Origin of the sequence: Methanofastidiosum sp. (assembly GCA_013178285.1) — an archaeon.
Classification (GTDB): domain Archaea; phylum Methanobacteriota_B; class Thermococci; order Methanofastidiosales; family Methanofastidiosaceae; genus Methanofastidiosum.
Map to the genome: position 1 here is coordinate 34,042 of JABLXD010000009.1, position 18,487 is coordinate 52,528.

The 18,487-nt window shown below is 33.2% G+C and carries 20 protein-coding genes and 2 tRNA genes; 10 read left to right on the plus strand and 12 right to left on the minus strand.

Annotation, left to right across the window (positions count from 1 at the left end; all coding sequences use genetic code 11):
• Together HPY60_04815 and HPY60_04820 are read left to right on the plus strand one after the other, a co-directional pair.
• Nucleotides 1–85, plus strand: a tRNA-Leu gene (locus tag HPY60_04815).
• A 318-nt stretch (nucleotides 86–403) separates the two neighbouring features.
• The gene (locus HPY60_04820; protein NPV50504.1) at nucleotides 404–607 is read left to right on the plus strand and encodes a hypothetical protein; all 204 of its coding nucleotides are present in this window, start codon (nucleotides 404–406) and stop codon (nucleotides 605–607) included.
• A gap of 77 nt (nucleotides 608–684) precedes the next feature.
• On the opposite strand, the gene HPY60_04825 is transcribed toward HPY60_04820, so the two are convergent.
• The 3 genes from HPY60_04825 to HPY60_04835 all read right to left on the minus strand — a co-directional run bounded on the left by HPY60_04825 (nucleotide 685) and on the right by HPY60_04835 (nucleotide 3,819).
• The gene (locus HPY60_04825; protein ID NPV50505.1) at nucleotides 685–2,694 is read right to left on the minus strand and encodes a hypothetical protein; all 2,010 of its coding nucleotides are present in this window, start codon (nucleotides 2,692–2,694) and stop codon (nucleotides 685–687) included.
• 111 nt (nucleotides 2,695–2,805) lie between these two features.
• Nucleotides 2,806–3,261 carry a 30S ribosomal protein S15 gene (locus tag HPY60_04830; protein ID NPV50506.1) on the minus strand — a complete coding sequence of 152 codons (456 nt, stop codon included), beginning with the start codon at nucleotides 3,259–3,261 and terminating at the stop codon, nucleotides 2,806–2,808.
• A complete protein-coding gene (locus HPY60_04835; GenBank protein NPV50507.1) occupies nucleotides 3,262–3,819 on the minus strand; it encodes an XTP/dITP diphosphatase in 558 nt (185 codons plus the stop codon).
• Nucleotides 3,820–3,868: 49 nt separating this feature from the next.
• Between HPY60_04835 and HPY60_04840 the strand changes: the two genes are divergently transcribed.
• Nucleotides 3,869–4,798 (plus strand): hypothetical protein, encoded by a 930-nt coding sequence (locus HPY60_04840; GenBank protein ID NPV50508.1) that lies wholly within the window; start codon nucleotides 3,869–3,871, stop codon nucleotides 4,796–4,798.
• On the opposite strand, the gene HPY60_04845 is transcribed toward HPY60_04840, so the two are convergent.
• Complete coding sequence (locus tag HPY60_04845) at nucleotides 4,795–6,048, minus strand: hypothetical protein (GenBank protein ID NPV50509.1); 1,254 nt, start codon at nucleotides 6,046–6,048, stop codon at nucleotides 4,795–4,797. The genes HPY60_04840 and HPY60_04845 overlap by 4 nt on opposite strands.
• 25 nt (nucleotides 6,049–6,073) lie before the next feature.
• A complete protein-coding gene (locus tag HPY60_04850; protein NPV50510.1) occupies nucleotides 6,074–7,531 on the minus strand; it encodes a hypothetical protein in 1,458 nt (485 codons plus the stop codon).
• A 59-nt stretch (nucleotides 7,532–7,590) separates the two neighbouring features.
• Between HPY60_04850 and HPY60_04855 the strand changes: the two genes are divergently transcribed.
• The gene (locus HPY60_04855) at nucleotides 7,591–8,916 is read left to right on the plus strand and encodes a GTPase (GenBank protein ID NPV50511.1); all 1,326 of its coding nucleotides are present in this window, start codon (nucleotides 7,591–7,593) and stop codon (nucleotides 8,914–8,916) included.
• Here the strand turns inward: HPY60_04855 and HPY60_04860 are convergent.
• Entirely contained in the window at nucleotides 8,913–9,266 is a 354-nt protein-coding gene (locus HPY60_04860; GenBank protein NPV50512.1) for a carboxymuconolactone decarboxylase family protein, read from the minus strand. The genes HPY60_04855 and HPY60_04860 overlap by 4 nt on opposite strands.
• Nucleotides 9,238–9,615, minus strand: a complete 378-nt coding sequence (locus HPY60_04865) for a carboxymuconolactone decarboxylase family protein (protein NPV50513.1) — start codon at nucleotides 9,613–9,615, stop codon at nucleotides 9,238–9,240. The genes HPY60_04860 and HPY60_04865 overlap by 29 nt, the downstream gene beginning before the upstream one ends.
• Before the next feature lie 62 nt (nucleotides 9,616–9,677).
• Between HPY60_04865 and HPY60_04870 the strand changes: the two genes are divergently transcribed.
• On the plus strand, nucleotides 9,678–10,094 hold the full coding sequence (locus HPY60_04870) for an arsenate reductase ArsC (protein ID NPV50514.1): 417 nt from the start codon (nucleotides 9,678–9,680) through the stop codon (nucleotides 10,092–10,094).
• Between the two features lie 33 nt (nucleotides 10,095–10,127).
• Here the strand turns inward: HPY60_04870 and HPY60_04875 are convergent, their stop codons facing one another.
• The gene (locus HPY60_04875; GenBank protein ID NPV50515.1) at nucleotides 10,128–10,373 is read right to left on the minus strand and encodes a hypothetical protein; all 246 of its coding nucleotides are present in this window, start codon (nucleotides 10,371–10,373) and stop codon (nucleotides 10,128–10,130) included.
• Between the two features lie 109 nt (nucleotides 10,374–10,482).
• On the opposite strand from HPY60_04875, the gene tsaA reads away from it, so the two are divergent.
• Together tsaA and HPY60_04885 are read left to right on the plus strand one after the other, a co-directional pair.
• Complete coding sequence (gene tsaA / locus HPY60_04880) at nucleotides 10,483–10,926, plus strand: tRNA (N6-threonylcarbamoyladenosine(37)-N6)-methyltransferase TrmO (protein NPV50516.1); 444 nt, start codon at nucleotides 10,483–10,485, stop codon at nucleotides 10,924–10,926.
• A 76-nt stretch (nucleotides 10,927–11,002) separates the two neighbouring features.
• Complete coding sequence (locus HPY60_04885; GenBank protein ID NPV50517.1) at nucleotides 11,003–11,197, plus strand: hypothetical protein; 195 nt, start codon at nucleotides 11,003–11,005, stop codon at nucleotides 11,195–11,197.
• A gap of 101 nt (nucleotides 11,198–11,298) precedes the next feature.
• Here the strand turns inward: HPY60_04885 and HPY60_04890 are convergent.
• The 4 genes from HPY60_04890 to HPY60_04905 form a co-directional block, all read right to left on the minus strand.
• Nucleotides 11,299–11,373, minus strand: a tRNA-Glu gene (locus tag HPY60_04890).
• Nucleotides 11,374–11,416: 43 nt separating this feature from the next.
• The gene (locus HPY60_04895; GenBank protein ID NPV50518.1) at nucleotides 11,417–11,560 is read right to left on the minus strand and encodes a YHS domain-containing protein; all 144 of its coding nucleotides are present in this window, start codon (nucleotides 11,558–11,560) and stop codon (nucleotides 11,417–11,419) included.
• 11 nt (nucleotides 11,561–11,571) lie between these two features.
• Nucleotides 11,572–13,986 (minus strand): copper-translocating P-type ATPase, encoded by a 2,415-nt coding sequence (locus tag HPY60_04900; protein ID NPV50519.1) that lies wholly within the window; start codon nucleotides 13,984–13,986, stop codon nucleotides 11,572–11,574.
• Nucleotides 13,987–14,344: 358 nt separating this feature from the next.
• On the minus strand, nucleotides 14,345–14,836 hold the full coding sequence (locus HPY60_04905) for a hypothetical protein (protein NPV50520.1): 492 nt from the start codon (nucleotides 14,834–14,836) through the stop codon (nucleotides 14,345–14,347).
• 149 nt (nucleotides 14,837–14,985) lie between these two features.
• Here HPY60_04905 and wecB point away from each other — a divergent pair, with 149 nt between their 5' ends.
• From wecB to HPY60_04920, 3 genes are read left to right on the plus strand one after another with little or no spacing between them, the layout of a single operon-like run.
• On the plus strand, nucleotides 14,986–16,074 hold the full coding sequence (gene wecB, locus HPY60_04910) for a UDP-N-acetylglucosamine 2-epimerase (non-hydrolyzing) (protein ID NPV50521.1): 1,089 nt from the start codon (nucleotides 14,986–14,988) through the stop codon (nucleotides 16,072–16,074).
• A gap of 45 nt (nucleotides 16,075–16,119) precedes the next feature.
• A complete protein-coding gene (locus HPY60_04915) occupies nucleotides 16,120–17,244 on the plus strand; it encodes an AI-2E family transporter (GenBank protein ID NPV50522.1) in 1,125 nt (374 codons plus the stop codon).
• Nucleotides 17,231–18,289, plus strand: a complete 1,059-nt coding sequence (locus tag HPY60_04920; GenBank protein NPV50523.1) for a flippase-like domain-containing protein — start codon at nucleotides 17,231–17,233, stop codon at nucleotides 18,287–18,289. Before HPY60_04915 ends, HPY60_04920 begins: the two co-directional genes overlap by 14 nt.
• The last annotated feature ends 198 nt before the right edge of the window (nucleotides 18,290–18,487 follow it).

Sequence of the window (18,487 nt, forward strand, 5' to 3'; positions counted from 1 at the left end):
GCGGGGGTTGCCGAGCATGGCCAAAGGCGCAGGATTGAGGGTCCTGTTACGTAGGTATTCGTGGGTTCGAATCCCATCCCCCGCACTTTTTAACACTCTGTTTTAGAAATTTTGTTTCCCAAACATAATGGAGATTTATAGTTAATTTTAGAATATTGTTCAAACGGCCTGTTATTAAGATTTTACCTTTATTGTAGATAATGCCCCTAAAAACTTTGGATTTGTTATCAATTCTTACTATCTTTTACTTAATTTATTTAATATTAGGCATACGTAACTATTTTTAGCCTTCCTACAATTGCCGATATTAATAAACATATTTTTATACAATCAACGAAAACTTTATATATTAAAAAGCATATCTTAGTATGTAATTATGCATCGAATGGCATAATTATAGGAGTTGAAACTAATGGCAATAGAAAAAACTTATCTAGATCTTGTAGAAGTAATAAAAAGCGAATTGGGAGACGCTAAAAATCCGTCAACACGCAAAACAATAGAATCTGCTCTGGCAGAGATTTCAACGAAATACGGAGTAGGCGCAGCACACAAAGCATACGATGCTTGCAAACTAGAACCTTTGGGCATTTCAAAGCCAATGTAATTATAGTTTAATAAAATATTTTCTTTATTATTTTTATTAATCCACTCTTTCAATAGTTTTTATTGTACTCTGCGAGATTAATCTAGTCCAAATAGCTTCCGTATATTATCTAAAAAACCGGGATTACTTTTTTCTTCAATATTTTTTTGATAGTTAATATCGACAGAATAAAGGACATTTGGCGACTCAGAAGGTGATTTTATAATTTCATTGCCTGTATCTAATTCAAAATAATAGAATAACTTATTCCTTCCTGAAGGATCTACTTCACTTAAGTAGCTATTATTCCCTTCATTATTCATCTTTAGAATGAAAAAAGAACTGTTTGATTCATCATATTTGTAATATAAATAGACATTTGATGCATTAATGTCTTCTAGTTTCATTGATATCGTGATAAACTTAGAGCTATTTACATCTTCAGGGGTCGTGTTTAATATCAAACTTCTTTCAGAATCAAGCATTTCTTGATTTACATTTCTGTAAAATTTCTTACTGGCAATGTTATTATTTTTATTAGTCTCATTAATCTTGTTTTCTTCATCGATAGATACAATAACTTCCCCATTATTTTTAGTTGGGACAAACCTAATACTTTCTTCAACTATTTCTTCTGGGTCTAAAGAAAGATATATTTTTTCTATAAATATATTATTAGAACTATTATTATCTTTTTCATAAAAAGTAACTGAAAAATCTTCTACTCTAGTACCGCTCTTGTTTTTTATTTTGGCTTTAACAGTAAGAAATTCGTTTTCTTGTTCTTCAATAGTAATATAATATGGGTATATCAGTAAATCAATATCTTTATTGGTTTTCACATTATTTTGAGCCGTAACTGAACTGTTTTCTCTTTTCATTACCCTTATGTTGAAATTAATATAGTTATTAGATTTTGATATTTCATCAATAATGTTTTCAGGATCAACTCTGATTTCTATGCTATATTCGCCTGGGTCCGTGAATGTAAGATATAAAGACATATCTATGTAAGAAGAAGATAAAAGCTGATTTATATTTGAAGATGATTTAAGGTTGCCATTTACATAAACTTTAACTGGAACTTCAAAAGCAGTTGACTTCCCAATGTTTCTTATCCTAAATGAAACTAAAGAAGAAGTCCCTTGGTATACGTTTTGGGAGTAGGATAGCTCACTATTAGAGAGGTATAAGTCTGATTTACCGCTTGTTGTAGGTGGTGCAGTATTATTTACTGTTTCTTCTGTACCATTTTGCTTTGATGTCGACTTTATTGAGAGGGAATAAGTTTCTATATTGTTATTTTCGTTCTCTTCTTCAATTTCATTGTTGTAATCCACAATAAAATATAATGTATAACTTCCTTCTGAAGGGAGCGTCCAATTAAAATTGGCAGTTATGCTTTGTCCTGCATAGAGTGAAGAAATATTTACTTTTCCTAAAAAATTTCCTTTTTCTGGCAATCCTTCAAAAACAGCAAATACAAATTTTCCGGCATTTTTCTTACCTGAATTATTTAGCGTTATTTTCATGGATATTGGTTTTAAAGATTCAGTTTGTCCAGAATAATCTATACTTTTTATTGTTAGATCAGGTTTTCCTTGTGAGTCTTGAGATTGAGTATTTGAGGGAGTCACCAAATTTCCTGCCTGTGTTCCAAAAAGTTGAGTTATCATTTTTCCATATGGCCCACCATCAACTATACCTATTCCTACCTCTTTGTAGGCTGAATTTAAGATATTTGTTCTATGAGAAGGGCTACCCATAAGAGAAGAATGGCCTGCATCTATTGAGGGATTTCCACAAATATTTTCGGCCAATGCAATGAAATTATATCCTGCATTTCTAGCCCTATCTGAAGGGGCTAGGCCATCAGGATTTACATGATTGAAGAAATTCCTATTAATCATGTCCTGGCTGTGGAGTCTTGCAGCATTAGAAAGAGCTGAATTCATGGTAAGGGGCTCAAGGCCTTGTGATTGCCGTTCATTATTAATTAGATTAAGCATATAATATTCTTCAGAACTATCTGAATATATTGCAGGCATCGCCCCTAGTATAAGTATTGCCAAAATAGGGGGCAATAGGAATCTCCTATAATCACCCATATATCAACACTTTCAAATGTTCTTTTTAAGAATTTCTGAATAGAATATAATCAATTTTATTCCTTTATTTATTATTTAAATGAAAATTAATAAAATAGAATAAAAAAAGATTTATCTTACAATAAGCTGAGCCTTTTCTGGGTGGTATCTCCAGTCTTGCGGAATTCTACCTTTCGCAGAATAGTATTTCCCAAGTCTTCTAATCTTTGACTCAATAAGATTTAATCCTCTTGTTGAGTGGAGATCCTTTGGATTAAGCTCAAGATGCTTTCTTAAGTTGACGGCTCTAGCAATAAGATTGAAAAGGTCTTCTGGATATTCACTTTGGAGATTGTTCTCCTTCAATATCTCATTAATGCTCTTCCCAGCTATAAGTCTTACATCAGGGATACCATACTGGTCCCTTAATACAATTCCTATCATACTGGGTCCGTGACCTTCTTTTGACATAGTTACTACTAAATCAACAACCTCTTCTGGCCTTTTTTCAACCCAATGTGGCATTGAAGTTCTTACCGGCTTTTTTGAACCGGATTTTCCTCTTCTTCTTGAATGCATTCTTGCCATTTATTCAACTCCATTTTCAAGGTACTTTGCCATGATTTCAAGAGTTTTGCCCCTATGAGAATATTTATTTTTCTCAATAGTAGTCATTTCTCCAAATGTTTTTGAGGTTCCTTCGGGAATGAATATTGGATCATATCCAAATCCTCCTTGACCTCTTATTTCATTTGAGATAGTGCCCCTAGATATGCCTTCAAATATATGTGGGCCATTCATATATAGGCCCACGGTAGATTTGAAGTATGCACTTCTATTGTTTGAATTCAACAGAAGCTTTAGGATGCCCTCGTTTCCAAGGGTTTCATGGACATACCTTGAGTACGGTCCAGGAAAGCTGTTTAGTTCTTCTATGAACAGTCCCGAGTCTTCTAAAAAGAAGGGACTTTTAAGGCTTTCGCTACAAAAATCAATCCCAAATAAGGCTATTTCCTTAAGATCTGAAGCTTGAATTTCTGGATATCCAATATTTGCTTGAATAAGTTCAACATCAATATGTTTCAGTTTTTCTCTGGCTTCTTTGAATTTTCCACTGTTGCCAGTGATAAAATATAATTCTTCCATAAACTTACAAACAATAACCCTTATAAAAAAATATCTTAAAAAAACTTTAATGGGCCAGTCTAAGAAGGACACAGATTCTCAGAAACTTAAGATCATGGTTATAGGAATCGGAGAAGAGAGTTTTAAAATATTAGAATCTAAACCTCAAAATCTTGACTTGAAAACTCTAGCGATTGGATACGACAAAGAAAGATTAAAATTTTTAAAAACAGAAAAGAAATTTTTTATAAATGACACGTTAAAAAATAAAATTGATTATTCAGAAAACATTCAAGATTTATCGAAGGTCGCTTCAAAAGTTGGAGAAGAGTTTAGTGGATTTTTTAGTATAGCAAATATTGTTTTTGTTTTGACTGATCTATCTGATATAAATATTAAGTTAGCTTCAATTCTACTTAAATTGGCAAAGGATAGTAAAGCTGTGCCTATTCCCGTAATAAAGGCAGATGATGTACTTAACGTGGGTAAAGAAATTTCAAAAGAGAAATTTTCTGAATTGAAAAAATATTCAAATTCTTACATTATAAGGGAAGATGAACAACGAACAGTATTTTCAAGAGGATTCTCTCCTTTTTGGGAAAAGATTGAAGGATTGTATCTATCCCTTGCACTTCCGAGTCTTGTTAATATTGATTTTGCCGACTTTAGAACTGTTATAAATAAAGGCGGAGCATGCTATATCGGGGTAGGTGAAGGTAAGGGGGATAATAAGACAATTAATTCCTATGAAAGTGCATTAAAATCTAAATTTGATTTAGAACTAGAAGATGTTAATGGTGCGCTTATTAATATAATTGGAAACAAAGATTTGGCTTTAAAAGAATCAACAAATGTAACTGGCCACATAGAGGAAAGAATACATAAAAATGCAGAAATAATCTGGGGTGTATCTCTAACAGATAACTCTCCAGACATTCTTAAAGTTGTTATTGTCCTGACGGGAGTAACTTATCCCGAATTGGAGGAGTATTTACCTTAATTTACCTCTATTGCAGGTGCACTGGGCTTATCTTCTGGGATTGTAGGGATTAATATTTGTTGATCCATTAGTAATCTTACAACATCATCTAGAATTTTTCCTTTTTCTTCAATTTTGGCATCAGTAGCTTCACTTAGGGGCAGGTCTGGATCAATGTATATCCATCCTTTGTTCCTAATTCCAAATTGGTCATATAAGTAGTTAATGTCTGAAACATTAGTTTTGTCGCTATAGAAATCAATTACAGCTTCAAATGGATAATATTTGTCTGCGCCATAGTGCCTGTAAACATATGGTCCTGAGATCACCCCTATGATTATACCATACTCTCCATCTTTTTTATAATCGTAAAGAACACACTCTTTATAGAAGTCTGTTGTAATTGGGTATTCTCCTGTATTCCTATACTCCTTTTCAAAATTAGAGAAATTTCTCCAAACTTGTGAATCATATTTGTATATCCTTTTTACTTCGAATCCGTCTTGTTTGTCAAGATTCCAATAATCTTCACTTAAAGTTCCAGAAGTGTATCGACTCCACCTATCTAGTGTGCCGTCCTTTCCATCATCAATAAAGAAGGATTTTTCAAAAGGATCTTGCATAATCAAAGTTATGCTATCTGTAGTCATTTCATACTCAAAATCAGATTTGGCAGCTATATCTATTAAGAATTTATTTTTATCAAATATCCTAAGTAGTAAATCTGCAATATTAATTGCATCAGTTGAAGCCTGAGGGAATTTAATTTCCATAAAATCTGATATCTTTGGGGGAAGTTTATCCAAGTAGCTGTTGTAAAGCTCTTGCCTTTCTTTTGATTGAGCTTCTGTAGTTATAACGCTTAAAATGATTTCATTCAGTGTTGTTTTAGAGAAACTATCTTTAGAAATAAGATTATTCAATATTGAGTTTTTTTGATCTTCAGGGAATCCTCTATAATTTAGGTAATTTCTACAATATTCAAGATTCTCGGGTGTTTTAAGGTCAGATAATAATTCCCTATCTGTCACTGGGTCAATAATCATCATATTAAAGTCAAAATATCTTTTTGAGCCTTTAAAAGCTAGATCGACATAATAAATATCTCCCACTCTCTTGATTTTGCCTTCGCTAGTCTTTTGGTTTATATACGCTTCTCCAACGATGCCTTTCGCCTTCTCAAACTCATCTATTGAGAGCTTTGCTTCATATTCTCCCAAGTCTGACGATTGATTGGTACAACCTAAGAAAAATATTGAGATTGTAATCAAAACCAAAGTAGGATATGCCAAAATCTTATTTATAATTATCACCCCAGAATATGTACAGAGAGGTTTTACCTGTACTGTATAATTTATCAATTGAAGAAGCATTTAAATAGCTTTCACTATTTTTAAACTCTGCCGTTTCTCTAGGTCCAAGGTATGCATATTTTATATCATAATTATCTATAACGGTATGATTTCCAGAATAAAGGGCTTTTATGTCTTGACTTCTCTTGACATAGTCCCAGCTACCTGAGGCATACCCCCCTTCCACAGTTTTCAACCCTGAAATTTTACCGATTATAGGAGAATTAAACCAAGACGAAGCAACTGTGAAATCCCCCGGAATAGAATTTTCACTTAGATATGAAAAGCTTGAATACTCCTCATTTACCAACATTGGCTTGACTTTTGAAACATATTCTGCAGCTGGGAAAGAAGATATAATCATAATTCCAACAATTGCTGCAATAACTACTTCTTTTCTTTTATCTTTAGCAAATTCAAATATGGCATAAGAAGAATAAAAAGCAAGTGGATAGGCCAAAAATTCTAAGAATCTAAAGGGGAGAAGATCCAGACTTGCGATATAGTTTCTGGATAGAAGAAAAGACACCATGCCCCAGGAAATTAACATTAAATCTTCTTCTCTCTTTCTTAGTATCAAGAATACTATTCCTGGCAAGGCTAAGGCCATAGTTATGTACCCTAATTTTACCGGGTAGAATGATAGTTTGAATACTCCTCCATAGGGAATGTTTGATGCAATTCCATACCTCAGGAGCTGAATAATCCATGGGAAGGAGATAATAAGCGTTATTAAAGCAAATATTAAGAAATTATGGAGTTTAATTTCTCTTTTAGTAAAATATAAGAACAACGTGAACACTATAATTGATAAAAAGAATACAATAAATGAAAGGCCGTGTGTATAAAAAATAGCTGAAGATATAATTCCAGAGACATACAAGTATTTCCTTTCTTTTAAACCTAAAAGGTATGTAAGAAGGCCTAGAGGAATCAATACTAATGCAAGAGATTGTGGCGAGGCTATTATTCCCCTATCAAGAGAGACTTGTATAACAAGTACAAAAAATGATGTTAGAAGACCTATTTCTTTTCCATAAAATTTATTTACAAATAAGAATGTTGATATTGCAGATAGTGGGAACAGTATTGCGGGCATTATCCTTGCAGCGTCCATAATAGATAATCCGGTAAGATTCAATATTTTGTATAATCCTAATAAAAGTAAATGGAAAAGTGGGGGATAGGTATGAATTCTCCCTTCAGGACCAAAAGAAACTGGATCAAAAGTAAAAAATCCATTTGAAAAGTTCTCCACAATTCTCATATGATACCATATATCCCATGATAAAGGATATTGAAATCTACCATAGAGAGGATATGTTTCACACAATGCAAGTATTGTTATTAGGATTATTGGAATAAGAAAATACTTTATATTTTTTATTTCAGGCAATCCCATTGATTAATTAAATAGGCATCTTTTTATATAGTTTAGGGTATACACAAAGTGGAGATTAAATGAAGAAAAAAGTAATTATAATGGGGGCAGCCGGTAGAGATTTTCATGATTTTAATACTTATTTTAGAGACAATTCAAAGTATGAAGTTGTATGTTTCACAGCAACACAGATACCAGATATAGAGGATCGTGTTTATCCCAAAGAGTTAGCGGGTTCATTATATCCTAATGGCATCCCAATATATTCTGAAAGCAGATTAAGGGAATTAATTAAAAGATATAACGTTGATAAGGTTTTTTTATCTTACAGTGACATATCCCACAATTATGTTATGGACAAAGCATCAGTTGTTCTTTCAAGTTGTGCCGATTTTTCAATTTTGGGGCCAAAATCTGTAATGCTAGTATCAAAAAAACCTGTCATAAGTATATGTGCAGTAAGAACAGGAAGTGGCAAAAGTCCAACAACTAGAAAAGTCAGAGATATACTGAAAGGCATGGGATTGAAAGTTGTTGTCGTAAGGCATCCAATGCCATATGGCAATCTTTTAAAGAGTGCAGTCCAAAGGTTTGAAACTTATGCAGATCTAGACAAGGCAGATTGCACAATTGAAGAAAGAGAGGAGTATGAGCCGCATATTGAAAATGGAACAGTTGTATTTGCTGGTGTCGATTATCAAAAGATATTAAGGGAAGCAGAAAAAGAAGCGGATGTTATACTTTGGGACGGGGGAAACAACGACCTTCCATTCTTTAAACCTGATTTGCACATTGTAATTGCCGATCCATTAAGGGCAGGTCAAGAGCTAACATACCACCCTGGTGAAACAAATGCAATGATGGCCGATGTAATAATAATAAATAAAATTGACTCTGCTACAATTGAGCAAGTTGAGACTATAAAAAAGAATATTCAAAAAATAAATCCTACTGCAACTATAATACAAGCAAAATCTCCAGTTTATGTTGAAGATTCTAAATTAATAGAAGATAAAAATGTTCTAGTTGTTGAAGATGGACCAACTCTTACTCATGGAAACATGAGTTTTGGGGCAGGAATAGTGGCTGCAAATAAATTTAATGCCAAGGAAATCATTGACCCAAGACCATGGGCAATAGGCACAATTAAAGAAATATTTGAAAAATTTAATCAACTTGGGAAAGTACTGCCTGCAATGGGTTACAGTAAAGAACAGATAGAAGAGCTTGAAACAACGATAAATAACGTTCCTTGTGATTCTGTTATCGTGGGAACGCCCATAGACATAGGCAAGCTAATGGAGTTAAATAAACCTCTAATTAGGGTAAAGTATTCATTAGAAGAAGTAGGAAAACCAGATTTAATTGATATCTTAAGTTCATTTAAGAAAGAAAAAGGAATTTAACTTTCAATCGAATCAATTACCTTTTTACATTCCCTTAAAGACATACCAAGGGCAGAGGATTCTGAGATAAGGGCGCTTATTTCAATAACATTGAATAATTCATCTACTGTAGCACCTGCATTTATGGCGTTTCTTATATGTACATCTAGACAAAAGGGGGTTTTAAGTGCTGCAGCAGCCGAAACTGCAACAAGTTCAGCTGTTTTTGTATCAAGGGCGCTTCCACCCATAAGGTGAAGAACTCTCTTGGTCCTTGGAACAAAGTACTCTTCATCTTTAGATATCTCTTGAGTAATAAATGGTATTTCTCCATATTTTTCCTTAATCTTTTTTAGTAATTCCTCTTTCATTTTCTATCTCCTTTAACCTTCTAAGCCCCACAGCAAGTGAGGACGATTCTGCCATAAGAGCAGCTATCAATATAACTTGGAATAATTCTTCTTCAGTAGCCCCAAATTTTAGGGCTTGTTTAATATGAAACGCTAAACAATGACTGCCATTATTTCCGACAGCACTTGCAATAGCAAATAGTTCAGTTTCTTTTGGTGAGAAAACTTTATTTGACCCCATTAGGTGAAAAAGTTTTTGGACCGAAGTTATGAAGTCTTTTTCATCTTTAGATATCTCTTTTAGAATAAAAGGTACTTCTCCGTAGAAATCCTCTATCTTCTTTAGAGTTTTCTCAACATTTAATGTCATAAGAACACCATTAGAGGGTCAAAAATGAATATGTTTAAATATTTTTGGGAGAAATTATTTTTATGAAAAAAAGAATACTTTTCATATGCACCCATAATGCAAATAGATCTCAGATTGCAGAAGGATTCGTAAATTCTCTTTATCCTGATTTATATGAGGCATATAGTGGAGGTATGGAACCCACAGAAATTAATCCTATGTCGATAAAGGTAATGAAGGAAATTGGGATAGATATGTCCAAATATAAATCAAAGGGGATTGAAGGATTTTTAGATAAAGAATTTGATTATGTTGTAATGCTTTGCGACTCATCTACAGGATGTCCATTTTTTCCAGGTGGAAAAGAGTATATTCATATGAATTTCGAAGACCCTTCCCTATTTAATGGAGATGAAGAAACTAAGTTAGCTTCTTACAGAAAACTGAGAGATGGAATAGGGAAATGGATTAAAGAAACTTTTATCAATTCAAAAACATAGAAACTCAATTTTAATAATTAGAGATTTGAAAAATTAATCTTCTGATTCTAATAGCCTGTCAAGTTCTCCGTAGAATCCCATTTTTCTTGGCCCATACATCAGTCTTTTGAAAAGATCCATATCATTTCCTTCCATTATTATTGTTATAACTCCAGAAATACCACTTTTAGAATCTTTTTCCGAAATAACAAACTGAAGACTACTAACATCTGTTTTCCAAGAATAAATTTCATATATTTGCTCTATATTTTCTTTGTCTAGCTTTATTATAGCTTTCATAAATAATAATAGTTTTAGTTTCTTAAAAATATTCTTATTTTAATTTAACTGTAATTATAATCATTTCTATAAAGAAAATAGATATATATCTTTTATTAAAATTAGTTTCATGGAAGAAATAAAATTAAGGCCAATAGGTGTTGTACATTCCCCTTTTAACGAACCTTTTGGCGTACCAAAGGACTCAACAGACGGAATGGAGTATAAAGGAACAATTGAAATATTTCCAGAATATAAAGATGGTTTAAAAGATCTTGATGGATTTTCCCATATACTAGTTCTTTTTTATTTTCATAGATCCGAATACTCTCATCTTATTGTTAAACCTTACCTGGACACAAATCTAAGGGGGGTGTTTGCCACACGGTCCCCTCACAGGCCGAACTTCATTGGGCTATCGGTAGTTGAGTTGTTGAAAATAGAGGATGGGATACTATTTATAAGAGGGATAGATATGATCGAAGGAACACCTGTGTTAGATATCAAACCATATATCCCAGAGTTTGACTCAAATGAAGGAATAAGAATTGGATGGCTTGAGGGAAAGATATAGATTTCTAAAAGCGGCTGGCCATGCCATCCATCAAAAGTAATTTATATTAAAGAGTAGTATATATTTTGGTGAAATTATGAAAGTCTGTCCTGATTATGCAAAAATTGATGACAAAACTCTTGGCAAGATAAAAGCGCTAGAGAATGAACTTGGGGTAATTTTATTGGCATATGAAAAGACCCCTTCTTATGCAAAGATGCAAGATAGTGACGTTATTAAGTTGAAAGAAGTAGAAAGGTCAATGGGAGTTACCCTAGTAGCTTTTTCTTAAATTCAATATTTTTATTTTTAATAATTAAAATTTTAAATACAAAATTTATATCCAGAACTTTCAGGCATTTTTCAGCCGGGGGATTTCAATCGCTGTAAAAGTGCCCCGTACGGGATTTGAACCCGTGCCACGGCCTCGAAAGGGCCGCATTCTTGACCGGTCTAGACTAACGGGGCCTAACAAGCCATTTTTATAAATGCTTATAAAACTTTTGGTTATCTATTTTAAATATTTTTCAGGATTCTGGTCGAACGCTTTTTTACAGCCCGGCGCACAGAAGTAATACATTTTACCTTTATAGTCGCTCTTAAACTTTGCAGTCTTTTCATCAACAGTCATTTTACATACAGGATCAATTGCCATATTATCACCCCTTAATTTTTATCAGGATTAAACCTCTTTAACATCAAGGACAGAGTTACAACTGTAACAGAGCTCATGGCCATTGCAAAACCAGCAAACTCTGGCCTTAGAGAAATACCAAATGAAGGATACAAGACCCCTGCTGCAACTGGTATAAGCGCAGTATTGTAAGCAAATGCCCAGAATATGTTTTGCTTTATTCTCTGCATGACTTTTTTACTTAACTTTATTGCCGAAACGACATCTCTTGTATCATTTTTTACAAGAACTATGTCTCCGCTTTCTATGGCCACATCTGTACCACTCCCAATAGCAATTCCAACATCCGCTTGGGCAAGGGCAGGGGCATCGTTTATTCCATCACCTACGAAAGCAACAACTTCACCATTTTTCTGAAGTCTTTTTACTTCCTTTGCCTTGTCTTCAGGCAATACCTCTGCAAGTATATTTTTTATACTCAAAATATTTGCTATAGCAGAAGCTGTTCTCTTGTTATCTCCAGTAATCATGTAGACTTTGAGGCCATTGTTCATTAATTCCTTAATTGAATCTATAGATGTCTGTTTTAAGGTGTCTGAAATTCCGATAATTCCAGAAAATTTATTTTCGGAAGATACCAGAACCGCAGTCTTTCCTTCAGTTTCTAGCTTAGTTATCTGTAATTCTATTTCTTTTGAGATATCAATTTTCTTTTCAGTAAATAGAGTTCTGTTCCCAATAAGTACTTTTTTTCCAGAAATATTTGCCTCAACACCTTTTCCCCCAAATGTATCAAACTTTGTAGTAGTTGTGAGACTAATCTTTAGTTCTTCAGATTTTTTAACAATAGCATTTGCTAATGGATGGTCTGAATTCTTCTCAACACTTCCTGCTATTTTCATTAGTTCTTTTTCTGATATTTCAAATGGAACAACATCTGTAACTTCTGGCATCCCTTTTGTTAATGTTCCAGTTTTATCAAATAAGACTGCCGTCAACTTTTCCGATATTTGGAGGGCGTCCCCATTTTTTATGAGAATGCCTAGGTCTGCTCCTTTACCAATACCTACAGTAACTGCAGTCGGCGTTGCAAGACCTAAAGCACAAGGGCATGCTATTACAAGAATGGATATAAGTCTTGTGACTGCGAAAAGGAAAGTGCTATCAAAGATAAAATACCAGCTAATGAATGAAATGGCTGCAATTGTCAAGACTGTGGGTATGAAATAGCTCACAGCTTTATCTGCTATTTTTTGAATTTCAGGTTTTGACCCTTGAGCTTCTTCAACTAATTTTATAATTTGTGATAAAACAGTGTCTTTACCTACTTTTGTGGCTCTAAAATTAATTACACTGTTCTTGTTAATTGTTGCTCCAATTACTTTACTTGTCTTTTCCTTAAGGACGGGTATGGGCTCTCCAGAAATCATTGATTCATCAACATAACTCTGTCCAGATATTACTTCTCCATCGACTGGGATTTTTTCTCCAGGCTTGACTATAACTATATCCCCCACAACAACATCTTCAATAGGAATTTCTATTTCCTTTCCGTCACGTATTACAGTTGCATTCTTTGCTTGGAGTCCCATTAATCGTTTTATTGATTCTGAGGTCTTTCCCTTAGCTCGCTCTTCAAGAAACCTGCCAAAAGTTAGGAATGTTGCAAGCATTACCGCGGCTTCATAAAACATGAATTCACTGCCTAATAAAATATTGAAAGTTCCAAGGATACTTGAAAAGAAAGCAACTCCAATACCCATAGAATACATAACGTCCATGTTTAGATTCTTGTTTTTCAAAGATCTATACGCAGCATTAAATATTGGGTAACTTAGATATAAAAAAGCCGGGAGAGCTATTAAAAACATTAAAAATGACATCGATATTGGGAGCATCGTCATTGGGGCGTACATAAGTCCCATCAATATTGCAGAATCTATTGCCCCTATAATTATCCTAATTTTTTTCTTCTTTTGATTTTCTTCTCGTTTTAAATCCTCAACAGCTTCTCCTTCTATACCAAGATACTGGTATCCTGAGCCTTCAATGGCTTTTTTCATTTCAGCTATTGAAATTATTTTTGGATTGTAAGTTACATACACTTTTTCAGAGGAAACATTTACATGGACTTCAATAACTCCATCGAGATTAGATAATGTGCCCTCTATAGTATTTGCACACATTACGCAAGTCATTCCTCCAACTTTTAACACGGCCTTCTCATTTATTACATCATAACCTGCATCTTTTACAGCACCATCAAGGTCATTTATTTTAAGTTTGTTTGAGTCATATTCTACAGAAGCCGTTTCTTTAGCAAGATTCACTTCAGCTTTACTTACTCCTTCTAAATTCATAAGTGACTTTTCTATAGTTGAAGCGCATGTCGCGCATGTCATGCCAGTAACTTTAATCTCTGCTTTCTTAGTTTTCTTATCTTCCATCTTATTCCTCTATCTATAAATTTATGATTGAATATATTTAAACCTATCATTTTTAAGAAATAAAATAAATTTTAAAATCTCCGTCTACTATTTTTAAGTCTTCTTTTTTATTTACTGTTTTTTCATAGCCCTATTCACTAAAAATAACAAACTAATTAACATTGGTATAAAATCATTAGTAGATAGGTACTATGTTATTTATAATATTGAATATTGGATAAAATTATATTAAAATCTCATAACCAGTACTTTCAAAAGTAGCGAAAAACATATATAGAATAATAAAAGAAAAGATTTGAGGGAGAACTTAGAGTCTCCATTGGATTTTTCGACTCATAAGATTCTTCCTCAAACTCTTTTAACAGTCTGTGCAACTACTAGTATAACAGCATGAGCATGAACTTGGGCAGTACCAGTCATAGTAACAGTAGCCGTTGCATGTGCAATTATACCTGTAGTATCCACATGAGCAGTAGGATGTATATGTAACTGTAGTCTTATGCTCACAATCGTAAAGCTGATCTTCTAATGAGTCTACCCTAGTTTCATAATTGTCAATTACCTTTTGTTTCAAATCAACGCTTCTTTGGGCGCTATCGTATTGAGATTTAAGAGATCTCACTTCAGATTCAAGATCCGTTATTTTCTTATTTTTATCCGCTATCTGCGATTCCAATAAAGATATTTTATTATCAAGGCCTATCTTTTCAGTTAGCAAAACATTATATTGGGCTCCTTGTCCTGCGTCTGATAGCGACCTATACAAGAAAAAGAAGTTTCCTATTATAGATACTAATAAAAGCACTGCAAGAACTGCAGATAAAACTTTCAATCCATCGCCATTACTCATAGCATACCTCCTTATTATAATTTGATTATTACACTATACCTAAAGATGAAACAATATATAAAAGTTTAGATGAAATAGTAATAAAACCGTTTCATATTTTGAAAAAGTCAAATCCAAACTCTTAAAAACATATTTCTTAATGATTTTTTATGAAAATACTCTCAATAGTGGGCGCAAGACCTAATTTCATGAAAATAAAGCCCATATATGAAGAGTTAAAGAAGAGAAATATTGATCAAGTTCTAGTTCATACAGGTCAACACTATGACGAGAACATGAATAGAGTTTTTTTTGAAGATTTACAATTGCCAAAACCTGATGTTTTTCTTGGGATAGGATCTGGTACCCACGGCGTTCAAACAGGGGCAATGATGTCAAGAATTGAGGAAGTATTGGCACAAGAAAAACCCGATTTAACAATTGTTGTAGGGGATGTAAATTCTACACTTGCAGGTGCAATATCTTCAATTAAAATGCAGATTCCAGTAGCGCATGTAGAAGCAGGATACCGTTCTTTTGATATGATAATGCCTGAAGAAATAAACAGAATACTTGTTGATAGAATCTCTCAATTTTTGTTTGCGCCAACAGAAGATGCAGTTAATAATCTTTTATCCGAAGGATCTGATAAAAATAGAATTTTCTTTGTAGGAAATGTAATGGTTGAAACGTTGCTATCACATCTTCAAAAATCAAAAAAATCAAATATTTTAAAGGGCTTTTCTTTGGACTCTCAAAATTATGGCCTTATGACAATTCATAGAGCAGAGAATACTGCCGACCCAGTTAAACTTGTTGAATTATTTGATTCTTTAAATAAGATAGAAACAAAGATTATCGTTCCCCTTCACCCCCGAACTAAAAAAGTATTGGAAGATATTGGACATCTAAAAAAACTTGGGGATAATATAGAAATAATAGAGCCTTTGGGCTATCTTGACTTTTTATGTTTGATGTCAAACTCTAAATTTATAATGACAGATTCTGGAGGGATTCAAGAAGAGGCATTAATGCTAGATGTGCCATGTATCACGTTAAGAGAAAATACCGAGAGGGTAGTGACATTAAAAAATGATGCCAATATCCTTGTAGGCACAGACCCAGTAAGGTTATCTAATGCTATAGAGGATATATCAAAAAGGAAGAAAAAATATCCAAAGCCTCCTTTGTGGGATGATAAAGTTTCAAAAAGGATAGTTCAGGCAATATTAGATCATCCTGAATTATTTTTCCTTTAAATTTATATACTCTTAACTAATTTATTGTTAAAAGAGAGGGATCTAATGGAAGAAAGCGAGTATAGAATTGCAATTGCTTCAATATTCATATTTTTTCTAATAATAGCAGCTCTTACACTTTTCCCACTTGTAGACGCACTTATTGTAACTTTTGTTTTAGTATATCTAATGCGGCCAATTAATACAATATTATTAAGATTTATGAACAAAACTTATGCTGCGATTCTTTCTGCAATAGCGGTAATAGTCCCTGCATTTTTACTTTTCTTTTATCTTGCGGCCGCCACTATAAATTATGTAATGAGGGAAAAGATTTTTGAAAAATTAATTATTGTATTTGGAGATCTTGATACATATTCTAAAAATTTATTCATTTCATTCTTAAATTACTATAACATAGAATATTCTGAAGATCTTGACAAAATTGTAAATGTTTTAACTTCTAAGTTACATGAATTAATATCGTACATCTCTGAGGAGATTATTGATCTTACAATCCATATGCCAGAATATGCAATGAAACTTTTGCTTGCATCAATACTGGCATTGTATCTAATAAAAGAAGGGGTTACTATTCGAGATACATTTGTCTCTTTACTGCCAGATACTAAAAAGAAGACAATATCTTCTCTTCTTAACGGAATTGATATAGTCTTTGAGAGTATCATCCTTGTTAATATTTTAAAGGCTATCTTCACTTCAATAATTAGTTATTTCATATTCCTAATTTTTGGAGTTCCTTATCCAATGCTTTTAGGAATAATGTCGGGTTTTATGGACTTTGCGCCAATCTTAGGTCCATGGATGTTATTTTCTGGAATTGCAGTTGTCTATATAATGAACGGTCAAGCAATGACTGGGATCTATATCTTTATTATTGGTCAAGTATTAGTTACTGTAATACCTGAACTTTACATCAAACCAAAACTTGCAGGAAAATATGCCAAGATTCATCCAATGATATTCCTTTTTGGATTCTTTGGAGGTCTTCTAGCCTTTGGGGCGATAGGAATTTTTGTAGGCCCAATAGCAATTGGAATCGTGATTGTATTCATTAAATACTACCTTTTAGGTAAAGAGCTAGAAAACAAAAATTCTTTTATAGACAAAATATTGAACCAAGTAGACAAGATGATAAAACTAGAGGGAACTAAAAATGGTAAATTATAAGGCCATTCTACCTTTTTTCGCCGGAATTGTTTTAATATTTATTTTTATACATTTTGTAGGATACGGAGAATTCATTACTTTAATTAGGAGTTCTAATCCTCTATATCTAGCTCTTGCGCTTTTATTCCAAATATTAAATTTATTTTTTGAAGCATACAAGTGGAAACCTATCCTTGAATCCCTAAAACCTAACATATCCATAAAAAACGTTTTCGTAGCTACAATGGTAGGAATTTTCTTCAATAACGTTACTCCGGGTGCAAGAACGGGCGGAGAGCCGATGAAAACTTTCTTAATTTCAAGGGAAGAAGAGCTCAGCCCAATTGAAACTGTATTTGCAACAGTGACGGTAGATAGAATTGTGGAGTCTCTTCCTTTCTTTGCCCTTGCAGTTTTTTCAGTTATGTATGTCAATCTTTTCTATACCGTCAAATGGGGAGTAATTGTTTTACTTTCATTAATAATTGTCGCATATATTGCAGTCCTATTGGTAGCTTCTTATATATGTTTCAATAAAAATGCAGGAGAGAAAGTTGTCTTTAGATTATTGACAATAGTTGGAAAGTTTTCCAAGAGAATCAAAAAATACGAAGACCTTGCGTTATCAATGGTCGAGAACTTCCACACCCAGTTTCAGTTAATACTAAAAAGTAGGAACAATCTTTACCGATCAATTTTAGCTTCAGTGATAATGTGGATTTGTTGGATACTAAGAACATATTTTGTGTTTTTAGCATTGGGAAAACCATTAAATCCGGTTTTAGTTGCTCTAGTTACTACCATAAGCCTTCTTATGGGACTCATACCCTTTTTACCCGGGGGCCTTGGGATAGTTGAGGTAACAATGTCAGTGTTATACGCAGCATTGAAAGTTGGAAAGAACGTAGCTTTAACTGCCACAATTCTTGATAGAATCTTATCTTTTTGGTTTGTTTTGGTCTTCGCAGGAATTATATCCTCTTATAATCTACCAAAATTAAAAAGCATGAAATCTGATGCAAGAAATAGAATGACAACCTATAATATTGAAAAAGAAACAGATTAATATTTAAATAGAACCGATAATTATAAATTAATTTTATATACTTTATATAATAAATTTAATAAGGTGAATTTGTTGAGGGTTAGGGAAGCTTCGTTTAGAGACCGGTATAATATCTATGATCTTATTGAAAGTCTGCACAATGTACCTCTAAAGTCTCCTGATGAAATTGCTAATTTTTATAAGGTACTTACAGAATAC

Coding starts and splice junctions, on each gene's coding strand:
- HPY60_04825 (NPV50505.1), bottom strand. CDS start 2,694: ATGGGTGATTATAGGAGATTCCTATTGCCCCCTATTTTGGCAATACTT.
- HPY60_04830 (NPV50506.1), bottom strand. CDS start 3,261: ATGGCAAGAATGCATTCAAGAAGAAGAGGAAAATCCGGTTCAAAAAAG.
- HPY60_04835 (NPV50507.1), bottom strand. CDS start 3,819: ATGGAAGAATTATATTTTATCACTGGCAACAGTGGAAAATTCAAAGAA.
- HPY60_04840 (NPV50508.1), top strand. CDS start 3,869: ATGGGCCAGTCTAAGAAGGACACAGATTCTCAGAAACTTAAGATCATG.
- HPY60_04850 (NPV50510.1), bottom strand. CDS start 7,531: ATGGGATTGCCTGAAATAAAAAATATAAAGTATTTTCTTATTCCAATA.
- HPY60_04855 (NPV50511.1), top strand. CDS start 7,591: ATGAAGAAAAAAGTAATTATAATGGGGGCAGCCGGTAGAGATTTTCAT.
- HPY60_04860 (NPV50512.1), bottom strand. CDS start 9,266: ATGAAAGAGGAATTACTAAAAAAGATTAAGGAAAAATATGGAGAAATA.
- HPY60_04865 (NPV50513.1), bottom strand. CDS start 9,615: ATGACATTAAATGTTGAGAAAACTCTAAAGAAGATAGAGGATTTCTAC.
- HPY60_04870 (NPV50514.1), top strand. CDS start 9,678: ATGAAAAAAAGAATACTTTTCATATGCACCCATAATGCAAATAGATCT.
- HPY60_04875 (NPV50515.1), bottom strand. CDS start 10,373: ATGAAAGCTATAATAAAGCTAGACAAAGAAAATATAGAGCAAATATAT.
- tsaA (NPV50516.1), top strand. CDS start 10,483: ATGGAAGAAATAAAATTAAGGCCAATAGGTGTTGTACATTCCCCTTTT.
- HPY60_04885 (NPV50517.1), top strand. CDS start 11,003: ATGAAAGTCTGTCCTGATTATGCAAAAATTGATGACAAAACTCTTGGC.
- HPY60_04895 (NPV50518.1), bottom strand. CDS start 11,560: ATGGCAATTGATCCTGTATGTAAAATGACTGTTGATGAAAAGACTGCA.
- HPY60_04900 (NPV50519.1), bottom strand. CDS start 13,986: ATGGAAGATAAGAAAACTAAGAAAGCAGAGATTAAAGTTACTGGCATG.
- HPY60_04905 (NPV50520.1), bottom strand. CDS start 14,836: ATGAGTAATGGCGATGGATTGAAAGTTTTATCTGCAGTTCTTGCAGTG.
- wecB (NPV50521.1), top strand. CDS start 14,986: ATGAAAATACTCTCAATAGTGGGCGCAAGACCTAATTTCATGAAAATA.
- HPY60_04915 (NPV50522.1), top strand. CDS start 16,120: ATGGAAGAAAGCGAGTATAGAATTGCAATTGCTTCAATATTCATATTT.
- HPY60_04920 (NPV50523.1), top strand. CDS start 17,231: ATGGTAAATTATAAGGCCATTCTACCTTTTTTCGCCGGAATTGTTTTA.